The 8764-nt window shown below is 41.7% G+C and carries 8 protein-coding genes and 1 pseudogene; 3 read left to right on the top strand and 6 right to left on the bottom strand.

All coding sequences use genetic code 11. From position 1 onward, the window contains the following. Positions 1-339: 339 nt before the first annotated feature. Positions 340-519: a hypothetical protein gene (locus ASG93_RS33190; RefSeq protein WP_056839384.1), complete on the top strand. Its 180-nt coding sequence runs from the start codon at positions 340-342 to the stop codon at positions 517-519. Positions 520-1321: 802 nt separating this feature from the next. Here ASG93_RS33190 and ASG93_RS36730 read toward each other — a convergent pair. From ASG93_RS36730 to ASG93_RS33160, 6 genes and pseudogenes are all read right to left on the bottom strand, one after another. Next, positions 1322-1963 (bottom strand): annotated as a pseudogene (locus tag ASG93_RS36730) (DUF2278 family protein); the annotation flags it as partial. A 201-nt stretch (positions 1964-2164) separates the two neighbouring features. Next, positions 2165-2872, bottom strand: coding sequence for a glycosyltransferase (locus ASG93_RS33180; protein ID WP_056839381.1), 708 nt, complete (start codon positions 2870-2872; stop codon positions 2165-2167). 38 nt (positions 2873-2910) lie between these two features. Next, positions 2911-3327 (bottom strand): hypothetical protein, encoded by a 417-nt coding sequence (locus tag ASG93_RS33175; protein WP_056839379.1) that lies wholly within the window; start codon positions 3325-3327, stop codon positions 2911-2913. Positions 3328-3581: 254 nt separating this feature from the next. Then, on the bottom strand, positions 3582-5009 hold the full coding sequence (locus ASG93_RS33170) for a hypothetical protein (RefSeq protein ID WP_056839377.1): 1428 nt from the start codon (positions 5007-5009) through the stop codon (positions 3582-3584). Between the two features lie 468 nt (positions 5010-5477). Continuing rightward, positions 5478-6329, bottom strand: coding sequence for an aldo/keto reductase (locus ASG93_RS33165; RefSeq protein WP_056839375.1), 852 nt, complete (start codon positions 6327-6329; stop codon positions 5478-5480). A 70-nt stretch (positions 6330-6399) separates the two neighbouring features. Beyond that, positions 6400-6717 carry an MFS transporter gene (locus ASG93_RS33160; protein WP_056839373.1) on the bottom strand — a complete coding sequence of 106 codons (318 nt, stop codon included), beginning with the start codon at positions 6715-6717 and terminating at the stop codon, positions 6400-6402. A 166-nt stretch (positions 6718-6883) separates the two neighbouring features. On the opposite strand from ASG93_RS33160, the gene ASG93_RS33155 reads away from it, so the two are divergent. Both ASG93_RS33155 and ASG93_RS33150 read left to right on the top strand, forming a co-directional pair. Then, complete coding sequence (locus ASG93_RS33155; RefSeq protein WP_056839371.1) at positions 6884-7822, top strand: AraC family transcriptional regulator; 939 nt, start codon at positions 6884-6886, stop codon at positions 7820-7822. Between the two features lie 260 nt (positions 7823-8082). Then, positions 8083-8754, top strand: coding sequence for a cytochrome P460 family protein (locus ASG93_RS33150; RefSeq protein WP_056839369.1), 672 nt, complete (start codon positions 8083-8085; stop codon positions 8752-8754). Positions 8755-8764 lie beyond the last annotated feature (10 nt).

Here is an 8764-nt window from a genome sequence, read left to right as displayed (position 1 = left end):
TAATTTGGCTCTTGAATAATAGTTCTCCTCGACATGCAGCGTTGCGGCACCACTGATGAATGAAAATTTTTAATTTTCAGGGCAGAAAGTATAAATTTTTATTACACTTCGCGTCATCAGTCTTGATAAACGTGCTCGCCCCAAAAGGACGACGGAGTCGTTTATCCTTGTTTGTTCGGATAAGTAGGGTGTTCAACTCCCTCAGAGAATAAGGGCAGTTTAGGCGATCGAAATGATCGAGTCAAGCGATCTGAGTGATAAACACGAATTCCTTTGTTCAGAAAGTAACTCTCCATGCGTGATGCATGTAATTTATCTGATATGGGAATCCATCTATAAATGTCCGACTATGAGTATGAGTGGCATTGGATGACGATCACCAAGTACTTCCGGGATGTGAATGACAACCGTTGGATTACCGTCTCCACATGGGGCCAGCGCCACAGCATTGATTACCGTGTCCATTTTGATGCTATGGCGAACGGATGGGTACAGGGTGGGGTGATGTATTTCCAATAAAAATCCCATAGAATAAGGGATAGCTCTGTGGTTGCCCATAGAGCTATCTTTTGCCATTGAAAGGGGATTTCTGATGACAAAATTTGTAGTGGTTTTATTTCCACTCCTATTACTATTAACTATTCCAAGGACGATCACCGGTGCCCGGACATCCATATTCGTTTCTTCGGAACGCAAAAAGACAAGGCTGATTACGAATATACTTCGTCGTATTATGGACCGGGAGTTGAGGGAGCCAAAGATCGCCCGATCGACGGTTATAAATCATGGTACTTTGATGATTTTAAGACCAAAGCCGTACCCGTAACGTCGTGAGATAGGAAGTCAGGCGAGTCGTAGCGAACGATAGTTCCATAATATATCCGCAAAAAAAATAGAAGAACCGTCTTCCAAACCATTGGAAGGCGGTTCTTCTATTTGCATGAACTCAAAAGAGTATCGTCCAGCCTGGTTTCACTTGATTCTTCGTATATGAGACTCCGGCGATTTTTAGGCCGTTACGGTCGAGTAGAGTAATAATATCACCCTTGTCTCGGAAGAATGCAGGTTCAGCTACTGGGATGGACATAAACTGTCCGGGTTCGATGATGCCATGAATCTTGTGCTTTTGCTTAGCCTTGTTTGCGATTACACACCCTGTCAAGTCTACGGCCCGATTGGAAGCATTGAGCAGTGTGACCGTTTCGTAACTGCCGTCTTCAGTCAGTACGATGACCCCTGCGATTCGAATGCTGCCGCCTTCCACTTGAACCGGCGTTGTGTCGTTGTTAGGTACTGGTTCCTCCACAGGGCCACTGATTACGTGTCCCGAATTATCGTCGGTATGCCATGATTGGGACTGAAAAGCGAGAAATACGGCAATCCACTTGTCCTCCGACGGGAAGTGGATCAGCAGCCCCCCGTCCTGGTAGACACCGTCGTCTTTCGTAAATGTGCCACTGTTACCTTGATTCATATGAATATCGTGAATGCCGTTGCCGATTTCGAATCCAAAGATTTTGTCCGCCTTGCCGTGTTCAGGACCCCATCTTTCACCGAATGCGTACATAACGGCATCATCGGTTTCCATCGCGCGTCTGATGTAGAAGTCAAGCTTCTCGTTCAGATCGTTGTCTCTTCCCGGTATATTGAAGGCAAGCGGTAGCATGTTACGGCGATCGAATAAGTTGCTACGAATATAATCGAGTGCTTGTCCGTTAGGCTTGCTTGCCAGCGGCGAAAAACCAAATGGCATAGCAGACAATTCGGCCGTCGTGACATGCTGAAAATTTTCAATCGTACAGTACAACAGCTCGGACGGGCGCTGCTGCGACTTGACATTGATCGCTATGCGGAAGTGTTCGTTATTTGCGATAGCGTGCACCTGGTAATGCGGGTTCTCGTTTGTGCCGAGACGCCGGTCGTGTGCTTTGCATTTGAGCAATCCGTAGGGATGGATGGGCATAATATACCTCCTTCAATCTGGACTAGAAAATGTTCGTTGTTCACTCAATTAACCTTTCCACATAAGGGGAATAATTCCTCTTTCTATTCGTTGTAACTTTTTGTAAACCAATGTGATGAAGGAGCTACCGCGGCAGCTCCCTATGACTTATTCATATTACAAAGAATTTGGTGAATATGTGTTAGATTGATTTGAAATAGCTTATTTTGCTCGGGTGCCCATTTTTCGGAAATTCCTGGTTTTTGCAACTATCTGGCTTCTTGATAGAAGGTGGTCGTCACTGGCTTTCCATGTGTGGCCTTTTTTGTTTTTTCGGCGGATCATTACATAATTGTAAGGACTTGAGGAGTATATTTTAAAGTGATTTTTCCTGCATCTTTTTGCAAAGATCACATCTTCATTTAGTGAAATTTTTGGAAATCGGACTTTATTAAAAACACGCCTTTTAAATAAGATGGTTCCACCTGTTACCCATGTAACGAATTTATGTTGTTTTTTGGGTGTATGGAGGACGAGCAGTTTTTTCGTTTTGATAAAAGCCAGGTAAGCTCTTTTTCCCACAACATGCGCTTTCGAACGACGCAGCGCCTTCATTTGCTCTGTCAAATAATATTTCGAGTAGTAGTCGTCATCATCGAATTTAGCTATATAGGGGAGCTTCGTCCGTTTTATTGCGTAATTCAAACACTCACCCAGAGAGACTTTTTCCTTCCTTCTGTAAACCGAAACATTTTTATGGTCTTTTGCTTTTTTACGGTACTTGGATAATTTCATGCCGCTTTTATTTAATACGATAATTAATTCTTTTATCGGGTAACGCTGTCTTTTATAATTTGCTAAGACATTACTAATAAAACTTGGCCTATTCGTACACGTGATAATCGATACTCCCCGCTTTTTTTTGCTCACGACATCTCCTCCTAGAATTTAAAAAATACGTGTGCATTTCACTTTTTGCGGCGTTTTTCAAAATTCCCATAATCAATAATAACAATTCGTCCATTATTTTTTAAACGTAAGTTAATAGAAGCAAGATCATGAGGAATGATTCCTTTCATGATGAATCTGCGTTTCAAAGAGGAAAGTTTACGCTTATATTTTTTTGATCTGGGAAACATCCGTTTGTACCTTTTCATTATTAAAAAGCGATATCCAAACCCATGAGTTATTACTTTTCCCAGGTACTTTTTGATCCGAGATGGAGCTGATTTATATATAATTACTTCTTGCTTATTACTTGACCTTCCATTTTTTGATTTAGCAACTTTTATTACATGGTGGTTACCCAAATCATGTACTACTCGCCACTTACCTACCCCGATAACTTTTTTTCCTTTTATCATTTTTTTTATCTTCTTCTCCATGTAACAATATACCCCTCCCGTCATTAGGTATTGTGCTATTCTATTCAACTGCGTTAATGAATTGCAAAATTTACCATAATTAGGCCCTCAGTGAAGCAGAGGCCAAGGAATAGTGTTGTGAACGCTTGCGGGTGGGGTGGTGACATCGACTAGTAGTACTGAATATTTCAACAATCACTCCCGTCGATTGACAAAACGCTATATTTTGTACATGTCATGTGTATGATGAACACTCACATTACTTAGGGCAACAATTAATATTGATATTTAAAGTTTCCATAGTCAATCACAATGATCTCTCCGTCAAAGTTTAGACGAAGGTTTTGATAATTGGGTCCATCACGACCTGATATCTCATAAGGAATTATTCGATTTCTCCTAAATTTCCCTTTCATATCAAAAAATTTTTTCATGTTTTCTTTATTTTTTCGGAAATTTATATAATAGTTTTTCATTATTATCCAATTGAATCTATCATCGTGCTTTAGGATGCGGCCAAGATGTTTTTTTATCTCGGACGGAGATGTCATGCATATGGTTACTTCTTTCTTGTTACTTTTTATCCCATATTTAGACTTAGCTACCTTTAGAACGTAACCATTACCCAGATCATATACAACTCGTCTTGAGCCCAAACCAATAATGTTTTTTCCTCGAATCATTTTTTTAACTTTTTTGTCAAATGAAACAGGATCCGCTCTCACTGAGTGAGCGCATGTCATTCTATTTGTTTTACTTATTTGTTTTCGTTTTTTGTGTGTTCGTGAACCCAGCGGCACGTAAGCTCCAGGCTTACATTTTAATCCTTGCGATTCTGGAGACCCAGGGGAGTCTTCCAGTTCTAGGGTTATTGGAGGTTCTGGTGGTCTAGGTTCCACTAGAAGTCCTGGCGGTCCTTGTATTACGGGGCAGGCAATTCTCCCTATTGTAATAAATTTTTCTTGAAAATCGCCTAAAGTAGTGGCAAAGCCGGGAGTGGTGAGAGAATTGGCTGAATTAGTGTCTTCAGTCGCGTATACGTTACCGTTCAAGGAATGACCTGGATTATCGCCTTCGGACATCTCAAATCCAACGCTTTGGCTTCCATCCTCTTCAGCCCTAATTACAAACCGGTATCCGACTGGGTTTTGGATGTGATCCTTTTTCTGATAACCCGCAGGTTTGAGGTCCATGAACGTCCCGAAGGGGGTAACAATCAACAAATTTCCGGCATCATCGATCCGGATCTCATCTGCCCCCTCACATCTGAACCGAATATCTTCCATCCGGGCACCCGGCTGCAGTATCACATCATATTTCATATTCCCTTCGTGTCCTTGAAATACCACATCAATGCCAGGCCACATCTGTTGGTAAACGACTTCCCGATAGATGGGGAGATTCGAGTAATGTTCATTTGGATCGCTACCGCGTCCCGTTTCCGGTGATGTTACTCCAAGGGTCACGTCGGAACGGACATTCAAAAACCGCCTAGCCAGACTCGGTTTATGAAAAAACGAAAGTTTAGGATCAAACTCAAAGAAGGTCATCCCTACTTGTTCCTGGCTAAAGGTATAACGAAATTCTCTGCCTTCCGCATAGAACCGAACCGCATCATCCAACTGTCCAGCATTTGGAACAAACGCTATTGGAAGCCCATATGTCTCCAATACTCTCTGTTTCGTCTCTTCATCAGGCTGCATGGGAATTCGTTCCCCCTTTCTGATAGACTCATGCCATAAGTATATTTAACTCATACATAGATACGTATGTCTATAATAGCTTGATTGGGTATGCACCCTTATTATAAATAAATAGGCATGAAACATTTGTACCAAAACCGGTTGTTTTATACCTGTACCCCTTATTGTTACCTGAATTAATGATCAAATCAGAGACGGTATTGATAGAGTTGTCAGCCAAAAACTATCTTGTTAGTAAAATAATAAGCGATTCATAGCATTGAGGCGTGGTCATGGGATATAACGCAAGCACTTTCGGTCCTGATGACTCTTTATGGGGGTGAGATACGATGGGGAGTCTCCGATCGATTTGGAAACAATTATTATTCCTCCGAGTACATGTTCGGTATTTCCAATTCTGCAAACGAAATAGGAGCAGATTGCATAAATGCATCTGCTCCTTATTTCAACATCTAATTGTTAAATTAGTTAGATATCAAGTTTACGGGTACCGATCCATTTCACCATTTCAGGATCGCGATGTGAAAAGAACAGGCTCTGTTTCGTATCTAACGTAGCAATTGACTTCATATCCTCTTGGCTTAATTCAAAATCAAAGATATTGAAGTTTTCGATAATTCTTTCTTTACGAACAGACTTTGGAATCACAACGACTTCTCTTTGTGTCAACCAACGCAAAACTACCTGAGCAACAGATTTATTAACCTTTTCAGCTATGGATACCAATACCTCATTCTGGAACAAGTTATTTTTCCCTTCAGCAAAAGGCGCCCAGGATTCGATCTGAACATTATTCTCTTTCATGAATTTCGCATTTTCGATTTGCTGGTTGAAGGGATGTGTTTCAACCTGGTTTACCGCAGGAACGACTTCGTTATGAAGGATCAAATCGATCAGACGATCCTCATGGAAGTTACTAACGCCAATTGCACGAACCTTACCTTCACGGTACAGTTCCTCCATAGCACGCCAAGAGCCAAATACATCTCCATATGGCTGATGAATTAAATACAAATCCAAATAAGCCAATTGCAGTCTTTCCAGAGATTTTTCAAATGCTTTTTTTGTGCGTTCATAACCAGCATCCTGAACCCAAAGTTTCGTAGTGATAAATAATTCCTCTCTTGCCACGCCACTCCGTTTGATCGCTCTGCCAACTGCTTCTTCATTTTGATAAGAGGCAGCGGTATCAATCAGCCGATAGCCTGCCATAATAGCGTCATAAACGCTTTGTTCACATTCATTTTGATCTGCAATCTGATAAACACCAAAACCGAGTATAGGCATCTCAACACCATTGTTCAAAATTACTTTTTGCATATAAAATCCTCCAGGTTTTTAAAATTATTTGTAAATCGATTTGATCTTATCCATAACCTCCATAACTGGCTCACTCGGTCGCCGCGCGTTTCGAGAACGTACGGGTAAGCCCGAAGGAGCATGCGATTGTCAACATGATGCCGAGTAATATGATGGCGAGCGCCAGCAGCAGTTGCTTACGCCGCCCTATCTTCGCTGTCGCCAACATGACTACAGGGGAACCAATTGCAGTGGCAAGCGCGAATACAGTGATAAGCTGTCCCGCCGCCGATAGCGATACGCCGACGGAAGCAGCGACCTCATCTAAAATACCAGAGATCACGGATTGAGATGTACCGACCAAAAAGCTGATAAGAGTCAGTAGATAAATTTTCCAAGTATTGTTCACTGTATTGTATTTATCCCCCCCCTCGCATCCTTATTATGCACCAGATGACAACGTGACCGTTATCACAATCGTGCTAAATGTTTGCCTAATCCTCTCACTACCACTTATGTAACTGATAAATATGGACTATAATCGAACTATAAAAAATAGGAACAAGGAGAATCAAATGTCCGAAATAAACACCAAACAGCAGAATGAGCTCGTCAAAATCATTGAGCGCTATTCCGAAAAGGACGGTGTTCACCCAACTGCTATTCCATCCTTATTTTTCATGCGTGTCTCAAATGCGGCCGGACAAAGCCACGGAGTTTACAAGCCTTCCTTTTGTATGGTAGTTCAAGGAGCGAAGGAGGTATGGCTAGCACAGGAGCGCTTTACATACAGTCCTGCCGATTACCTTGTTGCATCCGTTCACTTGCCAGTTACCGCCCGAGTTACTGAAGCCACTCCTAATGTTCCATATTTGGGTTTCAAACTTGAATTTACACCGAGTCAAATCTTAGAGGTTTTACAAGATTCTGAATTTCGAGTTGATCCGAAAAAAAATCCTAAGCGAGCTATGTTTGTCAGCCAGATAGAATCATCTTTGTTAGATTCGGTCATTAGGTTAGCTCGTTTGCTTGATAATCCAAAAGATATTCCGGTACTTGCTCCACTATTTACGAAGGAAATTCTTTATCGGGTGCTGCAAGGTCAGAATGGGATTATTTTGGAGCAAATTGTAATGGAAGGAAGCTCAACCCATCAAATCAAAGTTGTTATTGAACAAATCATGAATAACTATGACAGCCCCTTACGGATTGAAGAACTTGCCGAAATAGCGAATATGAGTATTTCTTCGTTCCATAGACACTTTAAAGAAATCACTGCGATGAGCCCTCTTCAATTCCAAAAACAGCTTCGGTTACAAGAAGCTCGGCGCCTATTATTAACGGAGTCGGCGGATGCTACTGAGGTTGCCTACCAAGTAGGCTACGAAAGTGCATCTCAGTTTAGCCGTGAATATTCTCGCATGTTTGGTTTTCCTCCCAAAGCTGACATGAAGCGTCTTAAGGAGACATATAACCAGGCACAGGTAATTACTGAGCAAGTATCCAATGTATGAGGGGCATTCTGACATCCACCTTAACCAGTTAATTCGAGCTATATCAAGAAAGGCCAAATAGAAACTCTCATCAACTCAGAGGGGAAATCTATTTGGTTTTTTTATTAGTTAATTCACGTGAGAGAAATAGGCAATCATTTAAGACAATCAGGATATCGATTTCTTTTTTATTCGTTGCATAATTAATTTACGCATGGTCTGTCTTCTGCAAAAAGTATTCTAAAAAGCCGTAATGGCTAAATTTTGGAGGAGGAAAAATATTGAAAAAACGATTATTACTTGCCTTTGGTTTAGTTATTGTCTTCACATTCTCTGCATGTGGAAGTAACAACAATGACATGACAAATAGTACTCGGCAAGCAGAGCCGTCTGGAACTGACAGTAGCATGACTGAGAGTACTCAGCAGGCGGTAACCCCTGACAGTCAAGTTAAACTCCCTGAGAACTACGATAAGGGTGTGCTCTATACGACAGTGACTCGTGGAAATGCCAAAGAGCTACTCTATGCGAGTCGGGAAACGATCGAAGCGGTGAAAACCGGCAAGCCGTTCCCCAGCGGAACCGTATTGACTCTCGAAATCTACAGGGATGGACAACTATCCGACATTTTTGTCTCGGAAAAGCGCACTGGGTGGGGAGATCAGAACTTTCCTGAGAAGAGCAATGGAGATTGGCGATACCAGGCTTTCATTGCTGATAAATCAGTTAATACCAAGCGAGACATTAAGAGTTGCATTTCTTGTCACGCAAGTCAGGTACGGGATGACTTCGTATACACGTACGACCAAATGGAGAGTTTCAAACTAGAGGATTTTACAGCATCGCAGAATTATAGTACGGAATCGAGGCATGCAAGTATCCCTTTGGAAGATTGGGAGTTGGATGCATTAAAAGAGTACATGGCTACTCTATCAACCGAGAAAACATCATAAGACAATAAGT

This window comes from Paenibacillus sp. Soil787 (assembly GCF_001429545.1).
In the GTDB taxonomy this organism is placed as follows: domain Bacteria; phylum Bacillota; class Bacilli; order Paenibacillales; family NBRC-103111; genus Paenibacillus_E.
Note: the sequence above shows the minus strand (reverse complement) of the source record. Positions and strands in the feature narration are given on the sequence as shown.